Source organism: Pseudomonas sp. LBUM1660 (assembly GCF_059695935.1).
This window is the reverse complement of record NZ_CP166795.1, coordinates 3,294,583-3,311,292: the sequence shown is the minus strand read 5'-3', so window position 1 is coordinate 3,311,292 and position 16,710 is coordinate 3,294,583. Positions and strand designations below refer to the sequence as shown.

15 protein-coding genes are annotated in these 16,710 nt (G+C 58.4%); 7 read left to right on the top strand and 8 right to left on the bottom strand.

The window, feature by feature from the left end; all coding sequences use genetic code 11:
* The first annotated feature begins 46 nt into the window (after positions 1-46).
* Positions 47-571, top strand: a complete 525-nt coding sequence (locus ACA068_RS15590; protein ID WP_497302955.1) for a transporter suffix domain-containing protein — start codon at positions 47-49, stop codon at positions 569-571.
* Positions 572-581: 10 nt separating this feature from the next.
* On the opposite strand, the gene ACA068_RS15585 is transcribed toward ACA068_RS15590, so the two are convergent.
* Together ACA068_RS15585 and ACA068_RS15580 are read right to left on the bottom strand one after the other, a co-directional pair.
* The gene (locus ACA068_RS15585; RefSeq protein ID WP_497302954.1) at positions 582-1,214 is read right to left on the bottom strand and encodes a response regulator; all 633 of its coding nucleotides are present in this window, start codon (positions 1,212-1,214) and stop codon (positions 582-584) included.
* 33 nt (positions 1,215-1,247) lie between these two features.
* On the bottom strand, positions 1,248-2,615 hold the full coding sequence (locus tag ACA068_RS15580; protein ID WP_497302952.1) for a cache domain-containing protein: 1,368 nt from the start codon (positions 2,613-2,615) through the stop codon (positions 1,248-1,250).
* Between the two features lie 397 nt (positions 2,616-3,012).
* Between ACA068_RS15580 and ACA068_RS15575 the strand changes: the two genes are divergently transcribed.
* From ACA068_RS15575 to ACA068_RS15550, 6 genes are all read left to right on the top strand, one after another.
* Positions 3,013-5,070 carry a carbon starvation CstA family protein gene (locus tag ACA068_RS15575; protein ID WP_497302951.1) on the top strand — a complete coding sequence of 686 codons (2,058 nt, stop codon included), beginning with the start codon at positions 3,013-3,015 and terminating at the stop codon, positions 5,068-5,070.
* A 16-nt stretch (positions 5,071-5,086) separates the two neighbouring features.
* Positions 5,087-5,284: a YbdD/YjiX family protein gene (locus ACA068_RS15570; RefSeq protein WP_010460111.1), complete on the top strand. Its 198-nt coding sequence runs from the start codon at positions 5,087-5,089 to the stop codon at positions 5,282-5,284.
* A gap of 242 nt (positions 5,285-5,526) precedes the next feature.
* The gene (locus ACA068_RS15565) at positions 5,527-7,308 is read left to right on the top strand and encodes a SulP family inorganic anion transporter (RefSeq protein WP_497302949.1); all 1,782 of its coding nucleotides are present in this window, start codon (positions 5,527-5,529) and stop codon (positions 7,306-7,308) included.
* An 82-nt stretch (positions 7,309-7,390) separates the two neighbouring features.
* Entirely contained in the window at positions 7,391-8,206 is an 816-nt protein-coding gene (gene ppk2 / locus ACA068_RS15560) for a polyphosphate kinase 2 (protein ID WP_497302948.1), read from the top strand.
* Positions 8,207-8,347: 141 nt separating this feature from the next.
* Positions 8,348-10,963 carry a sensor domain-containing phosphodiesterase gene (locus tag ACA068_RS15555; RefSeq protein ID WP_497302946.1) on the top strand — a complete coding sequence of 872 codons (2,616 nt, stop codon included), beginning with the start codon at positions 8,348-8,350 and terminating at the stop codon, positions 10,961-10,963.
* 60 nt (positions 10,964-11,023) lie between these two features.
* Positions 11,024-11,437, top strand: a complete 414-nt coding sequence (locus ACA068_RS15550; protein ID WP_497302945.1) for an arsenate reductase ArsC — start codon at positions 11,024-11,026, stop codon at positions 11,435-11,437.
* Between the two features lie 11 nt (positions 11,438-11,448).
* On the opposite strand, the gene ACA068_RS15545 is transcribed toward ACA068_RS15550, so the two are convergent.
* The 6 genes from ACA068_RS15545 to pstS all read right to left on the bottom strand — a co-directional run bounded on the left by ACA068_RS15545 (position 11,449) and on the right by pstS (position 16,679).
* The gene (locus ACA068_RS15545; RefSeq protein WP_497302944.1) at positions 11,449-12,084 is read right to left on the bottom strand and encodes a hypothetical protein; all 636 of its coding nucleotides are present in this window, start codon (positions 12,082-12,084) and stop codon (positions 11,449-11,451) included.
* Positions 12,084-12,782, bottom strand: a complete 699-nt coding sequence (locus tag ACA068_RS15540) for a hypothetical protein (protein ID WP_497302942.1) — start codon at positions 12,780-12,782, stop codon at positions 12,084-12,086. Before ACA068_RS15540 ends, ACA068_RS15545 begins: the two co-directional genes overlap by 1 nt.
* Positions 12,783-12,880: 98 nt before the next feature.
* Positions 12,881-13,642, bottom strand: a complete 762-nt coding sequence (pstB, locus tag ACA068_RS15535; RefSeq protein ID WP_218232072.1) for a phosphate ABC transporter ATP-binding protein PstB — start codon at positions 13,640-13,642, stop codon at positions 12,881-12,883.
* A 74-nt stretch (positions 13,643-13,716) separates the two neighbouring features.
* The gene (gene pstA, locus ACA068_RS15530; RefSeq protein WP_497302940.1) at positions 13,717-14,610 is read right to left on the bottom strand and encodes a phosphate ABC transporter permease PstA; all 894 of its coding nucleotides are present in this window, start codon (positions 14,608-14,610) and stop codon (positions 13,717-13,719) included.
* The gene (pstC, locus tag ACA068_RS15525) at positions 14,610-15,575 is read right to left on the bottom strand and encodes a phosphate ABC transporter permease subunit PstC (RefSeq protein WP_497302938.1); all 966 of its coding nucleotides are present in this window, start codon (positions 15,573-15,575) and stop codon (positions 14,610-14,612) included. Before pstC ends, pstA begins: the two co-directional genes overlap by 1 nt.
* 72 nt (positions 15,576-15,647) lie before the next feature.
* On the bottom strand, positions 15,648-16,679 hold the full coding sequence (gene pstS, locus ACA068_RS15520) for a phosphate ABC transporter substrate-binding protein PstS (protein WP_497302937.1): 1,032 nt from the start codon (positions 16,677-16,679) through the stop codon (positions 15,648-15,650).
* Positions 16,680-16,710 lie beyond the last annotated feature (31 nt).

Sequence of the window (16,710 nt, the reverse complement as noted above, 5' to 3'; positions counted from 1 at the left end):
CAAGCACCCTAAAATCTTCTGCGATCACTTATAAGGCAGGACACTCATGAGTAGCCCCCAAGGTCATGCTGAACCCCATTCCGCTGGTTGGCGCTTCAAAGTGGGCATCGCCATTATCTGCGTCATGCTGGGTTCGTGGCTGATGGTGCCGATCGCCGCGGCACTCGACATCCCAGGCTCAAGAATCGCTGCGCTGACCGGCGTTTTGTTCATCAGTAATAAAGTCCTGTTGATCCTGGTCATTGCGGTCATGGGCAAGGCCGGGTTCCAGCAGTTGAAAAGTAAGTTGTTCGGTTACGTGTCCGGGCTTGCGCCGTCTGTAGATGCCGAAGTGGGTCCGATTCGTCATCGAATCGGTATCGTGATGTTTTGTCTGCCGCTGATCTCGGCTTTTCTTGAACCCTACGTCGACACGTTTTGGCCGGGGTTCAGACCGAACTTGTGGCAGCTTCAATTGCTGGGCGATGCCATGCTGGTCGGCAGCTTTTTTGTGCTGGGGGGCAATTTCTGGGAGAAGGTGCGGGCGTTGTTTATCCGCACTGCAAAGGTCGTGAATCCCGGGACGGTGTAAAGCTTGCCTGCTAGCGCGAAATGATCCCGTGATCGATCGCGTATTTGACCAGGGCCGCGGGTTTGTCGATGTTCAGTTTGCGGCGGATGCTCAGGCGATGGGTTTCCACCGTGCGCACACTGATGTCGAGCTCGCGGGCCATTTCCTTGTTGTTCAAGCCCTGAGCCATTTTGTACAACACCTGGCTTTCGCGGGGTGTCAGCTCGTTGTCGGTGCTTTTGTCGGCAATCAGCCGCTGGGCGATTTCGGCGCTGTAGAACGTGCCGCCACTGGCGATGGCTTCGATGGCCGCAATGATTTCCCGCGACGGTGAGTTCTTCAGCACATAGCCGCTGGCGCCGGCGCGAACAGATTCACTGACGTATTCATAATTGTCGTACATGCTCAGCATCAGCACCTTCAGCGACGGGTACTGGCTGCGCAGCACGCGAGTCAGCTCAAGACCGTTCATGTCGCGCAGGCTGATGTCGACCAGCAACAAGTCTGGCTGGCAGCGCCCGACCATCTCGATCGCCTGCGCGCCACTCTCGGCTTCGCCCACCACTTCCAGGGGCGCCATGACCGCGAGCAGCGCTTTGATCCCGTCGCGGACCAGGGAGTGATCGTCGACCAGGGCGACGCGGATCGGGTAGGGCAGGTTCATCGCGGGTATTCACTCTTGTTGTATTGGGGTGGGTCAGCGTTTTGCGCCGGGTATTTTCATCGGCAGCAGCACGTCCAGCTCACTTCTTCCGGGCACCGATATCAGGTCGAAATGTCCGCCAAAATGTTCGACACGCTCACGGATATTACGCAGGCCGATGCCCGCGTGGCGACGTTCGACCTGGGCGACGTTGAAGCCGACACCGTCGTCGACCACCGTCAGCCGCACGGACTCTTGTGACCCATGCAGGGTAATCGAAACGTTTTTAGCTTGTGCGTGGCGTTCGATGTTGGTCAGGCCTTCTTGCACAATCCGGAACAGCGAGACCGCTGCGCCGTCGACCAGGTCACAGTCGAATTCATTGTCGTCATAAGTCACGGTGAGACCGCTGCGCTGCTCGAATTCCGCGGCGAGCTGGCCGATCGCCGCCGGCAGGCCCAGGGTGTCGAGCAACGATGAGCGCAGGTCGTGGGAGAGGCTGCGAACCTCGCCAATCGCGTCGCCGAGGCGCGCCGTGGCGTCTTTTAGTGTGTTTAAACCCTTGTCTTGTCCCTGGCCATTCTCCAGCAGCAGACTGGCCAGTTCGAACTGAAACTTGATGGAGACGAGCACCTGACTGATGCCGTCGTGCAGCTCCCGGGAAACCCGTGAGCGCTCTTCTTCCTGAAGGCTGACGATCCGCTGGGTCAGGCGCTGGAGCTTTTTGTCCGCCAGGCGATGCTCGCTGACGTTGAGCGTCATGCCGCTGGCGAAGACAAACAGCACGGCCACGAGGGCCACTGCGGCAATTGCCAGCATGGTCTTGCGGATGCCTTGGGCCACCTCGTCACGCGCCTGCTGGGTGGCGCGCTCAACGTCTTCAAGGTAGATGCCGGTGCCGAGCATCCAGCCCCAACGGTCCAGCATCACCACGTAAGCGAGCTTGTCGGTCACCTGGCCAGAGGAGGGCTTGTTCCAGGCGTAACGCTGGAAACCTTCGCCGGATTGTGCACTTTTGAGCAGCGCCTGAATCACCGGCAACCCGTGGGGATCTTTCATGTCCCACAGGTATTTGCCCACCAGTTCCGACTGGCGCGCGTGCATCAGGCTGCGACCCTCGCGGTCGTAGACGAAGAAGTAGCCATTGATGCCAAAGCTGAGCTTGCGCAGTTCTTCCAGCACTTGTTGCTGGGCGTGCTCGTCACCGTGGCCGTCGTCGTACAGCGGTGCGATCAGGCTCTGCGCCATTTCCACGTAGTTTTTAAGCTCGGCGCGTTTGCTCGCCAGAATGCTGTCTTCGATCAGCTGCGCCTGTTGATCGCCGAGTTGGCGATTCAGGGAAATCACCAACGCGCAGATCACAGCGATCGCCAACACCAGCGGCAGTATCCCGAGCGCGACGATTTTGTGTTTGAGCTGCATCTTGGCTCCTGACCGGACCGAGGGATGGCGATGGCCCGGCATCATATGCCAAAGATACGCGGCTCCAGTAGCGGCGCTGGACGGAATGACCTGTGGCGGTGGCGTCTGTCAGCTGAAATGCAAAACCCTTGCAGGAGCGAGCCTGCTCGCGAAGGCGGTGTGCCTGCCAACATTGATGTTGGATGTGATGGCCTCTTCGCGAGCAAGCCCGCTCCCACAGGGGCTGGTGATTTAATTGACGGATCAGTACATCTACGTAGAACTACGTAGATGGCATGTACGTAGTAACGCGGATTTATTTGTAGACGGCATGCGGGGATATTGGGCCAGCTCCGCACCGCGGACACAATTATAAAAATTACCGCCGCAGTCACTGGCTGTCGGCAGGAGACACGCTATGCCCCGTCTGGCTAAACACCTCGCCTGGTTTGCCGTGGCTGTCCTGGGAGCGTTTGCGCTAAGTGTCGTGGCCCTGCGCCGCGGCGAAGCGATCAACGCCCTTTGGATCGTAGTCGCAGCAGTCGCTATCTACCTCGTCGCATACCGCTACTACAGCCTGTTCATCGCCACCAAGGTGATGCAACTCGACCCCAATCGTGCCACGCCCGCCGTCATCAACAATGATGGCCTGGACTACGTGCCGACCAACAAACACGTACTTTTCGGACACCACTTTGCCGCCATCGCCGGCGCAGGGCCGCTGGTCGGTCCGGTTCTGGCGGCGCAGATGGGCTATCTGCCCGGTACGCTCTGGCTGATTGCCGGTGTAGTGCTGGCCGGTGCGGTTCAGGATTTCATGGTCCTGTTCATGTCCACCCGCCGCAACGGCCGTTCCCTGGGTGATATGGTCCGTGAAGAAATGGGCCGCATCCCCGGCACCATTGCGCTGTTTGGCTGCTTCCTGATCATGATCATCATCCTTGCGGTGCTGGCATTGATCGTCGTGAAAGCCCTGGCCGAGAGCCCGTGGGGGATTTTCACGGTGATGGCGACCATCCCGATCGCGATGTTCATGGGCATCTACATGCGCTACATCCGCCCGGGTCGCATTGGCGAAATCTCCATCGTCGGTGTGCTGTTGCTGCTGGGTTCGATCTGGCTCGGTGGGCTGATTGCCGCTGACCCGGTCTGGGCCAAAGCGTTTACCTTCACTGGCATTCAGATCACCTGGATGTTGATCGGCTATGGTTTTGTCGCTGCGGTATTGCCGGTTTGGCTGATTCTGGCCCCGCGTGATTACCTGTCGACCTTCCTCAAGATCGGCACCATCGTGGCGCTGGCGATCGGCATCCTGATCACCATGCCCGACTTGAAAATGCCGGCACTGACTCAGTTTATCGACGGCACCGGGCCGGTATGGAAAGGCGGGTTGTTCCCGTTCCTGTTCATCACCATTGCCTGTGGCGCGGTCTCGGGTTTCCATGCGCTGATTGCTTCGGGCACCACGCCGAAACTGTTGGCCAGCGAAGGCCATGCGCGTTACATCGGTTACGGCGGCATGCTGATGGAATCCTTCGTCGCCATCATGGCGATGGTGGCGGCTTCGGTGATCGAACCGGGCGTGTACTTCGCCATGAACAGCCCGGCGGCGCTGGTTGGTTCTGATGCTGTTTCGGTGGCTCAGACCGTCAGCAGCTGGGGCTTTGCGATTACCCCGGAAGCGCTGCAAGCGGTGGCCAAGGACATCGGTGAAACCACCATTCTGGCCCGTGCCGGTGGTGCACCAACGTTGGCGGTCGGTATCGCGCAGATCCTGCACCACGTGCTGCCAGGTGAAAACACCATGGCGTTCTGGTACCACTTCGCGATCCTGTTTGAAGCGTTGTTCATCTTGACGGCCGTCGATGCGGGCACCCGTGCCGGACGGTTCATGCTGCAGGATTTGCTCGGCTCGTTCGTACCATCGCTTAAACGCACTGAATCCTGGACCGCCAACCTGATCGCAACGGCCGGTTGCGTGGCGATGTGGGGTTATCTGCTGTACCAGGGCGTGATCGACCCACTGGGCGGCATCAACACCTTGTGGCCGCTGTTCGGTATCTCCAACCAGATGTTGGCGGGTATTGCGCTGATGTTGGCGACCGTCGTGCTGATCAAAATGAAACGTCAGCGCTACGTCTGGGTGACCATGTTGCCAGCCGTGTGGCTGCTGATCTGCACCACCACCGCAGGCTTCATCAAGCTGTTCGATGCCAACCCGGCGATCGGTTTCCTGGCCTTGGCCAAGAAATACAGCGACGCCTTGGCCAACGGCCAGATCCTCGCCCCGGCGAAGAGCATCGACCAGATGCACCACGTGATCTACAACGCCTACACCAACGCAACGCTGACGGCGCTGTTCCTGCTGGTGGTCTTCAGCATCCTGTTCTTTGCGCTCAAGGTCGGCATTGCCGCCTGGGGCAGCAAGGAACGCACGGATAAAGAAGCACCGTACCAGGCACTGCCGCAAGCGTGAGGGAGGAGGGCGCCAAATGTTCAATGACCTGAGTCGCCTCGGTAAATACCTCGGTCAGGCTGCGCGTCTGATGGTGGGCATGCCGGACTACGACACCTACGTCGAACATATGCAGGGCAAACACCCTGACAAGCCGGTGATGAGCTACGAAGTGTTCTTTCGGGAACGCCAGGAAGCGCGTTATGGGAGTAAGGCCGGGCCGAAGTGTTGTTGAACAATGACACTTAGGTAACTGGTCGCTCTCATGGAGCCCGGATGACCAGCGATAGCGATCTCAAGATCGTAATCGCTGGTCATCCGGGCTTTTTTCTTTGCCTTTGCCGTCGTCGCACTACCTGATTGCTCCCCGGCGAGGCATTCGCATTCGCCAGCGGCTATGCTTTTTTTTCAGCCATTCAGCGCGCAGTTGCCGTGCCTTCAATTCATCGGGCTGCCCAACAAGGGGGCCACCAAGTTATGAGCGACTCCAATGTTTCGCCCCCAGTCCCGGAGCCGGGACGTATTGCATCGCGGGTGAAGGCGGGTGATCAGACCGGTTGGGGTCGTTGGATGCCGGGACTGCAGACACTGCGTGGATACCCGATTGCAGGATTGCGCCACGACATCATGGCCGGGCTGGTGCTGACCACGATGCTGGTGCCGGTCGGCATCGCCTATGCGCAAGCTTCAGGCCTGCCCGGCATTTATGGTCTTTACGCGACCATCGTCCCGTTACTCGCTTATGCGTTGTTCGGGCCTAGTCGGATTCTCGTATTGGGCCCGGACTCCTCATTGGTTGCGGTCATCCTCGCCGTCGTCCTGCCACTCTCCGGCGGCGATCCGCAGCGCGCAGTCGCCCTGGCGGGCATGATGGCCATCGTGTCAGGGACGGTCTGCGTCCTGGCGGGGATCGCGCGTCTTGGTTTTGTCACCGAGTTGCTGTCCAAACCGATCCGCTACGGGTACATGAACGGGATAGCCCTGACCGTACTGATCAGCCAACTGCCGAAACTCTTCGGATTTTCGATCGAAGCGGACGGACCGCTGAGAAACCTGTGGGCCATCGCCACGGCGGTCATGGAGGGCAAGACCAACTGGACCGTGTTCACGGTCGGCCTGTCCACCCTGGCAGTCATCTTGCTGCTCAAGGGCCAGAAACGCGTGCCGGGCATTCTGATTGCCGTGGTCGGGGCGACCGTCGCCGTCGGTGTGCTGGACCTCGCCGAGCGGGCAAATGTGTCGATCCTCGGTTCCCTCCCGCAGGGCTTGCCTTCTTTTGCCATCCCCTGGATCACGACCGCCGATATCGTCCCCGTGCTGATCGGTGGCTGCGCCGTGGCCCTCATCTCGTTCGCCGACACCAGCGTGCTTTCCCGTGTCTATGCCGCGAGGACTCGCACCTATGTCGACCCGAACCAGGAAATGGTCGGGCTTGGCATCGCCAACCTGGCCGCCGGGTTCTTTCAGGGGTTTCCCGTGTCCAGCAGTTCGTCGCGCACTCCTGTGGCCGAGGCCGCCGGTGCCAGAACCCAGCTGACCGGCGTGGTCGGCGCGCTGTGTGTCGCCTTGCTGCTGATGGTGGCGCCGAACTTGCTGCAGCATTTACCCACCAGTGCACTGGCGGCTGTCGTCATTGCATCGGCCATCGGCTTGATCGAGGTCAGCGACTTGCGGCGAATTTATCGCATGCAACGCTGGGAGTTCTGGCTGTCGATCGCCTGTACGGTGGGTGTGGCCGTGTTCGGAGCAATTGAGGGCATTGGCCTGGCAATCGTGATTGCCGTCATCGAATTCCTGTGGGATGGCTGGCGTCCGTATTCCGCCGTGCTCGGTCGCGTGGACGGTCTCAAGGGCTACCATGATATCCAGCGCTATCCCGAGGCGCGGCTTATCCCCGGCTTGGTCCTGTTTCGCTGGGATGCGCCGCTGTTTTTCGCCAATGCCGAACAGTTCCAGGACCGAGTGCTGAATGCCTTAGCTGCATCGCCGACGCCCGTGCGTTGGCTGGTCGTGACGGCGGAACCGGTGACCAGCGTGGACGTGACTTCTGCTGACATGCTGGTTGAACTGACCGAAACGTTGCATGCCGCTGGCATCGAGTTGTGTATTGCCGAAATGAAAGACCCGGTCAAGGACAAGCTCAAGCGGTTCGGACTCTTCGCGCAGCTGGGCGAACAGGCGTTTTTTCCAACAATAGGGGCCGCCGTCGACAGTTATCTGCTGACCCACCAGTTGGATCGGCAAGAAGAGGCTCGATGAAGGTAGACAGTTGCGCCATGGACTAGACTGGCGCGGTTGGTTCACGGTGATAAACGTAATAGGCACGCGTGAGGTCTGGGTCATGGCAAAGGACAAGAAACGCACCAAAAAAAGCGACGACAGGGTGAAGTTGTCAAACAAGGACTACCTGAGTGAACTACGCCGATTGCACGTCGAAGTAGTGAAGTTGCAGGAATGGGTGCAGCAAAAGGGCATCAAGATCTGCATTGTCTTCGAAGGCCGCGACGGGGCGGGCAAGGGCGGAACAATCAAGGCGCTGACCGAACGGGTGAGCCCACGTATCTTTCGCGTTGTGGCGTTACCTGCGCCGACCGATCGAGAAAAAAGCCAGATGTACATACAGCGCTACCTGCCACATCTGCCAGCGGCTGGCGAAGTGGTGATCTTCGATCGCAGTTGGTACAACCGAGCGGGGGTCGAACGCGTGATGGGGTTTTGCACCCAGGAGCAGGCGGTCAGTTTCCTGAAAGCTGTCCCCTTGGTCGAGCGCGCAATCGTCGACTCGGGCGTCATGTTGTTCAAGTATTGGCTGGAGGTCAGCCCGCAGGAGCAGACCCGTCGGCTTGAAGCGCGCATCAAGGACGGTCGCAAAATCTGGAAGCTCACGTCAATGGATCTGAAGTCGTACGGCCGCTGGTATGACTACTCGCGAGCACGTGATGACATGTTCAAGGCGACGGATACCGAACATGCCCCATGGCTGGTGGCCAACTCGAACGATAAGCGACGGGCCCGCCTGAACATCATCACCGATTTGCTCAGCCGCATTCCTTATGAAGAGGTGCCGCGAGAGAAAGTGAAGTTGCCCAAGCGTCAGCGGCCAGGCGGTTATCACGAGCCGGATTACCCGCTCAGACGGATTCCCGAAAAGTTCTGAGCGCGTCGCCTCCTCTTTGATTGGCACTAAAGTGAATAAAACGATTGATAAAAACGTATATAAGCTTTAAACGGGAAGATCACTGGCGTACTGCTAGCAACTTATAAGTGGATATCGCCAGTTTTGGCACAGGGAGCGCTGATGAGTTTTCGTCCATTGACCGACTCCCCGCGGCAATCCGGGATCGCCACGCCACTGAAAAGTCGGACGGATGCTGTCGGCATGGCCTGCAAGGGCGATGAAGAAACGGTAGAGCAATTACTGGCCTCGGCGCGCCACTGGGCTCACACCACCGCATGGGTGGTATACCGTGCCGGCGAACAAATGCATCTGGTCGGGCAGGGTGACCCGCAGGTGAAGTGGCCATCCAGCGTTGCCAATGAAGAGTTTGAAGCCTTTTGCCAGACCCGCCGCTTGCACCGATGGCCGACCGGTCGAGGCGAAAGTGTGCTGGGTTGGCTACTCGCGCCCATCAAGGAAGCCGCCGAACCGGCGCTTGCCGAGTTTGCCCGGTGCCTGGGGATTCAGGTACAGACTGATACCCTTGCCCGTGCGCAAATTACTCAGCGTGTGCTGTATGAGATCACCTACCTGGCCAGTTCCACCCGCGATCGGTCAGTGTTTCTGGTGGGGGTCCACCGGTTGCTGGCCAGCCTGATCGACGCCGAGAACTTCTATCTCGCGCTGTATGACCCGCACACCGGCAAGATTGACTACCCGTATTACGTCGACATCATCGACGTTGATGCCGTGGAGGCCGAACACTACGAATACCTTGATGTTTCGCACCTGTCGTTGACCGGCCAGGTGTTGACCACTGGCCAGCCGCTGCTGATCGACGCCGCCGGCATTCGCGCGGCTGAAGCCGAGGGCCGCTTCTACTGCGTGGGGGATCGTCCCGAGTTCTGGATGGGCGCGCCGTTGAAAAATGCCTCGGATGATGTGTTTGGCATGCTGGCCATGCAGGTCTACGACGTTTCCCGTACCTACAGCGCTGAAGACCGTGCGCTGTTTCTGGTGGTAGCCCGTCACGTGGCCATGGCGCTGGACCGGATCCTGCACCGCGAGAACCTGGAAGGGATCGTCATGCGTCGCACCCTGGAACTTTCGGCACTTAACGACGCCTTGAGGCAGGAAGTGGCAGAACGTGAGCGCGCCGAACATCTGCAGAGCGCGCTGTTCCAGATTGCCGAATTGTCGAGGCAGCCTGGCGATATGGCTGAGCTGTTTCAAACCCTGCATGGCATCGTCGGTGATCTGCTGTTCGCGCAGAACTTCTACATTGCACTGTTCGACGACGCGACCAGTGAAGTGACCTTTCCGTATTACGTTGATGAACGGCAGACGACCTGCCCGTTGGCACGACGTGGACGCAGGGGCCTGACTGAGTACGTTATCCGTCAGCGTCGACCTTGCTTGATTGACGCCGGCGAGGCTGACCGATTGCATGCACACGGTGAAATCGAAATTGCCGAAGAGTGTTACCGGTCATACTCCTGGCTGGGCATTCCCTTGTTCGATGGCGATGTGGTGCGTGGTGTGCTGGCGGTACAAAGCTACACCTCGCAAGTGCGGTATACCCTGCGTGACCAGGAACTGCTGACGTTTGTGTCGCGGCACATCGACACAGCGTTGTCGCGACGCACGGCCGCCGAAGCCATCCATTCCGCCAATCTCAAGCTCGAAGCCCGGGTGCAGAGCCGCACCCGCGAACTCGATCACGCCAATGCCAAGTTGCAACACGAAAACTCCCATGATGCGCTGACCGGGTTGCCGAACCGCACGTTCCTGCAACAGCACCTGAATCAGGCCTGGTCGCGATTCGGCAGCGAAGGCGGGCACTTGGCGGTGATGTTCATCGACCTTGATCGTTTCAAGATGGTCAACGACAGCCTCGGCCACCATTTCGGCGATCTGCTGTTGATGCAGACCGCCCACCGTTTGCGCAGCTGCCTGCGTGACACCGACATGCTCGCGCGACTGGGAGGCGATGAGTTTTCGGTGCTCGCTCCCGAGGCGCCGCTGGACGTGGTGATCGAAATCGCCGAACGGATCCTGGTGGCGTTTGACCTGCCGTTTTTTATCAATGGCCATGAGGTTTTCTCGTCCTGCAGTATCGGCATTGTCAGCGCCGACAAGCAGTTCCATCAGGAACCCGCCGACTTGCTGCGCGACGCCGATGCCGCGATGTACCGGGTCAAGAGTGCCGGACGCGACAGCTACGCGGTGTTCAATCAGGAAGTGCGCCGTGAAGTTTCGGACCAGGTCGAGCGAGAAGGGGCCTTGCGCAATGCGCTCAAACGTACCGACGAACTGCGGCCGTATTTCCAGCCGATTGTCAGCGTCGAAAGTGGCGAACTGTTGGCCCTTGAAGCGCTGATCCGCTGGCATCAGCCGGGCGGCCGAGTGATCGCGCCTGGGGAGTTTTTGCCGAATGTCGAGGGTTTGCGTCTGATCGGTCGACTGGACCTGTACATGCTCACCAGCGTCGCAGTGATCCTGGCACAACCCGAGCACGCCAATTGGCCTGCGGTGCACGTGAACTGCTCCAGCTACAGCATGACGCGCCCGGACTTCGCCAGTGATGTGCTTGCCCTGTTGGCGCAGCACCGGGTCGCACCGTCGCGGATCTGTCTCGAGTTGACCGAAGGTGCATTGGTGGCTGAGCCGGCCATTGCCCGGCAGAACATGCAGCAATTGGCCGACAATGGCATGTCGGAGGCCAAATGGCTGCGAAGCCGCTACAGACCGAAATAAAAACACTGCTTAACTCAGCATTGTTGATTTTCAGTTCACTGAATGAGCGGGGCGAAAGGTATGGCTGACAAATTCCGGGTGCTGTTTATCTGCGCTAAAAACGATGTCCGTTCCTTGCTGGCCGAAGCGCTGCTTCGCCACACCGGCTCATCAAATTTCGAAGCTTTTAGTGCTGGCCTTGAACCCGGTGAGGTTGATTCTCGAACCCTGGAGTCTCTGGAGCACATAGGCATAGAGACTAATGGCTTGCGTAGCAAATCGATCGATGAATTTGAAGGGCTAGAGTTTCATTATGTGATCACATTGTGTGATAAGTCTTCCGAGGAGGCTTCACGGATGCCGTCTTCCGATGAAGTGATCATGTGGAGTTTTGAAGACCCGACGACCAGTGAGAAACGTGAGCCTTTCCGTCATGCACTCCAGGAGATTCACGACCGCATCAAAATGTTCGTCACAGTAAAAACAAGGTCGTGATGTTTCGATATTCAGGAGGAAAAAGCTTCTGAGCGTTGTTGCGCAGGCTCCGTGTTTCTGTGCGGTTGCTGCCAAGCTAACTGTGCCTGGACTTCAGCTGCTGCATTTAAAACGCTCTGAGCCCAGTTCTCATCATCCGGACGCACGACCACGACGCGAAAACCGTGATCATAGCCTTCAATCTGCACGCCCTCGGAATCATCGACATGCAAGTCGATATCGAATGCGGGTGGAAACTTCGAAGGGGAGTTCGAAAGCCCATGCGCTGTCAGGGCATGGTTATGCCGAACACTGTTGACCACACCGTCAACGTGGATACCGTGCAGTAATAACCAGCGCCTGATGTAAGACGGTGTCCGACCGGACGACGTGTAGACCCAGATGCTGCATCCCTGTCGGCGTAACTCTCGGGTCAGATCGCGTGTTCCCCTACGCAATGGCTCGCCCAGCCAACGATGAACAAAAGCCGGCAGCCTGCTGTGCTCGACAGCGCAGTGATGGGCTTGACAGGCCAACGTGTCATCGATATCAAACGAAATACGGATGCGTTGGCGGCTGAACGCGTCCATCGGAATGGAACGCTTGATTGCTTGCCACGCTCGACCTCTGGAAACCCGGCATCTGTCGAGCATCGGATACCTGCTCATCATTCGCCCCCCAGATAGACGGGCACTGGTTTGTCGCTCACAAAAAATTCCTTTGGATCAGGCGCTTGTTCTTCCAGGAAGGCTGCATATTTTTTCTTGATCTTGGGCAATTCGTACAAGGCCTTGACGCCATGTTTGGCGGAGTTGCGGATGACGGATGACGGGTTGAAGTAACCCTCGGCGTTGTCCAGTGTCAGTACGAACGGCGGTAGCCCTGCACGCATGAGCAAGTAACTGACGATCAGCGACCCAGTGCGGTTATTGCCCTCAATGAACAATTGCGGCTTGCTGAGGATCCGTACATAGACACCGGCCGCACGCTTCCAGACAGATTCGCTGCGATACGCACAGTACCAGTTGTACAAGTCCTTTATCCCGCCTTCAACGTTGTTGAAGAAGTGTTCTTCGGTAGCCGCGAGGTGCTGAGCGTACTCCAGACGACGTGCCGGGTCTCGGCCGCAGAGAACGGTGGCATTGATCTCCAGCATCAGGTTCAGTTGCTGAAGATCGAACAGATCGACACCACGGGCGACATAGTCGTCAATCAGCGCATAGCCATCAACCACATTGCGCAGCACTTCGTCAGTCAAGGGATCACGCGGCTCGGTGAAGTGCCTGCTGAGCTCGGCAAAGCGACCCTGCACCTTACGGAGTGCACGCTCGATTGCTGGCAAGTCAAGACGACGCTTTGCGGACATTGGCAATCCTGATTAGAAGTGTTAGAGGTAAAAAGACCGAAGGCATGCCAATGTCGTTTGCCATTGGCTGCTTTCGGTCTTGACCGGACGTTTGTCGATTAGCTGAATTTGCCGCTGATGTAATCGCTCGTCATTTGCTCGCGGGGATTGTCGAATATCTGGGCCGTGGGGCCCATCTCAACCAGATAGCCGGTACGCGTGCCCTGGGAAATATCCACCGAGAAAAATGCCGTCGTGTCAGCGACACGGATCGCCTGCTGCATATTGTGGGTGACCAGCGCGATGGTGTAATCCTTCTTCAACTCGACCATCAATTCCTCGACACGGCGGGTGGCAATCGGGTCGAGTGCCGAGCACGGCTCATCCAGCAACAGGACTTCCGGCTCGGTCGCGATGGCGCGGGCGATACACAGCCGTTGCTGCTGGCCCCCCGAAAGGGACAGGCCGCTGACCTTGAGCTTGTCTTTTACTTCATCCCACAACGCCGCGCCCTGCAGGGCGTGCTTGACGCGATCACCCAGATCGCCCTGGTAGCGATTGAGGCGCAGGCCAAAAGCGACGTTATCGAAAATGCTCATGGAGAAAGGGTTTGGTTGTTGAAACACCATCCCGATGTAGCGGCGCACAACCACGGGATCAACACCCTTTCCATAGACATCTTGCCCGAGGAAATGCACATGGCCCTCGAAACGAAAGCCTTTTACCAGATCATTCATTCGATTGAGGCTGCGCAGCACCGTACTTTTGCCGCAGCCGGAGGGGCCGATGAATCCGGTGATCTTGTTTTTTTCGATTGGCACATGGCTGTCACGTACCGCCATGAAGTTGCCGTAGAAAATCTTGTCCAGCTTGCAGTCCATGACCACAGGTACCTGGGCCTCGAGCGGAGCGACTTTTTGCGCAGATAATACATTCACACTATTTGCTCCCATTCTCAAAACTTTGGCTTGCCGAAAATACGGCTGACGATATTCACGATCAGCACGATCATCACCAACACCAGTGATGCCGCCCAGGCGAGCTCAAGCTGATTGTCGAACGGCATGCCGGAGAAGTTGTAAATCAGTACGGCCAGCGACGCGGTCGGATTCATCACCGCCAGGTTGCCGTCGTGGTAGATCCAGTAGTTGCTGAACAGGGCCGTAAACAACAACGGCGCGGTTTCGCCAGCTGCACGGGCCACCGCCAGCATTACGCCGGTCAGGATCGCCGGCAGGCCGGTAGGCAATACGATTTTCCAGATCACCTGCGATCGGGTGCAGCCCATGCCGTAGGCGGCATCCTTCATGATCTTGGGCACCATCCGCATCGACTCTTCAGCGGTGAGCACGACGATAGGCAGCATCAGTACGGCCAGTGCCACACCGCCCGCCGGTGCCGAGTAGGTACCGGTGGTCATCACCACCAGGGCGTAGGCGAAAACCCCGGCCAGAATCGATGGCAGACCGGTGAGCATCTTGGCGGCGAAGCGCGCGGCGTTGGCCAGCTTGCTGTCCGGTCCCAGTTCAGCCAGAAAGATGGCCGCCATGATGCCGACCGGCACCGCGATTGCAGCCGCGATACCGACCATGACAAAGGTGCCCGCCATCGCGTTGCCGAATCCGCCGCCCGTCTCGAACCCGGTCGGAGGTAGCTCGGTGAACACCTCAAGGCTGAGGCGGGCACCACCCCGCGTGATCAGCATGTAAAGCACGGAAATCAGGGGTACGCTGGCCAGCAGGGCGCCAGCCCAGACCAGCGTGGTAAGCACCAGACTGCGCAGGGCGCGGCCTTCGAATTTGCGCTGCAAGCTTGGCAGCGCGCTGGAGGTGGACGTGAGGTCAGTCATCATTTAGTACCACGCTGGGCATAGACCATGATCATGGAGCCGATGATGTTCACGATCAGGGTGATCAACATCAGGACCAGTGCGGCATACATCAACACCTCGATCTCGGTCGGTCCCGCCTCGGGGAAATTCAGCGCCAACAAGGCGGCCAGCGTATTGGCGGGTGCAAACAGAGAAAGGGAAATATTGTTCGAGTTGCCGACCAACATGGCGAGAGCCATCGTTTCACCCAAGGCCCGGCCCAGACCCAGCACCAGCGAGCCAAAAATGCCGGTGGCAGCGGAGGGCACCATGACCTTGAGAATCGCTTCCCAATGGGTGGTCCCCATGCCATAGGCCGCCTGTTTGGTTTTCATCGGAACGCCCGTGAGGGCATCCTGCGAAACGGCAGCAATGGTCGGCAGAATCATGATGGCAAGTACCAACGCGGCAGGTAGCAGTCCTGGTCCACTCAAAGTCGTACCAAAAAAGGGTATCCAGCCAAGCTCGCTGTTCAGCCAATCCGTGAGAGGTCGAATGGCCGGGATCACCACGTAGATTCCCCACAGTCCGTAAACGACGCTGGGAATGGCCGCGAGCAATTCAACAATGGTGCGAAAAACGGCCGCAAGTTTCGCGGGCAGGAAATCCTGGGTCAGGAAAATCGCCATGCTGACGCCGAAAAAGCCCGCGATCACCAATGCGATGAAGGCGCTGTAGAGCGTGCCCCAGATGGCCGGCAGAATGCCGTACTTGCCCTGGTTCACGTCCCACACGGTCCCCAAAAGGACGTCCAGACCGTGTTTCTCCATGCCTGGAACGGCCTTGCGTCCTACCTCGAACACCAAGGCAAAGACCAGCGCCAGAACGAGAACCACACCTATGCGCGCAAGCGCGCGGAAGGTGCGATCAACCAGGAAATCCTTTGCAGACGGTGGGCGGCAGGCAGAGTCCGGGTTAACCGGTACGACAAATGGCTTGTTCATGGGCTATTCCGGCGTAGGGGAGAACTCTCCGGCGAGGCTAGAAAGCACACGCCGAGAGAGGCCTCGCGAGCGTCACTGGATGTTGGCGGAAGCTTTGCGAACCTGATCGACGACCGATTGCGGCAGGGGGATGTAGCCCATGGAATCGGCAATCTTCTGACCCTCAGTCAGGCTGTACTCGACCATTTCACGCATGGCTTTGGCCTTGGCCGGGTTCTCGTTTTGCTTGCGGAAGATCATCCAGGTGTAGGAAGTGATCGGGTAGGACTTGGCACCATCCGGATCAGGCAGCCAGGCCACCAGGCTTTCAGGCATCTTCACCGCAGCCAGAGCTTCGGCACCGCTTTCCGCGTTCGGCACAACGTAATTGCCGGCCTTGTTCTGCAACTGGGCAAAGTCGACCTTGGCCAGCTTGGCGAAGCCGTATTCGATGTAGCCAATCGCACCTGGGGTCTGGCGTACGGTGGCCGTCACACCATCATTCTTGGGCGATTTGATGAATTTGTCGCTGGCCGGCCAGTTGACGGTGTTGCCTTCACCCAGCGCCTGCTTGAATTCCGGATTGATAGCCGCCAAGTGCTTGGTGAATACCGCGGTAGTACCGCTGGAGTCTGCACGCACGACAACGGTGATCGGCGTAGCAGGCAATTTCAGCTCCGGATTGGCCGCGACGATCTGCGGGTCGTTCCATTGGGTGATCTTGCCCAGGAAGATGTTGGAGTAAACGTCGCGTGGCAATTTCAGCGCTTTAGGACTGCCCGGCAGGTTATAGGCCAGGACGATTTCACCCGCGGTCATCGGCAACAACTGCGCCCCTTCGGCAACCTTGGCGATGTCCTCGTCTTTCATCGCCGAGTCGCTGGCGGCGAAATCAACGGTTTTGTTCAGAAAGTCCTGCACACCTGCACCGCTGCCCTTGGATTGATAATCCACGGTGACGCCAGCGGTTTTCTTGCTGAAATCCTTGAACCAAGTGAGGTAAATCGGAGCCGGAAAACTGGCGCCGGAACCTGTCAGGCGAACGCTTTCTGCAGCGAAAGACACTGAGGTTGCACAAAGAGAAACCGTAATGGCGAGCGCAGCAGACTTCATCAAATTTTTCATCGAAGGAACTCCTTGTGATAGGGGGCTCCGG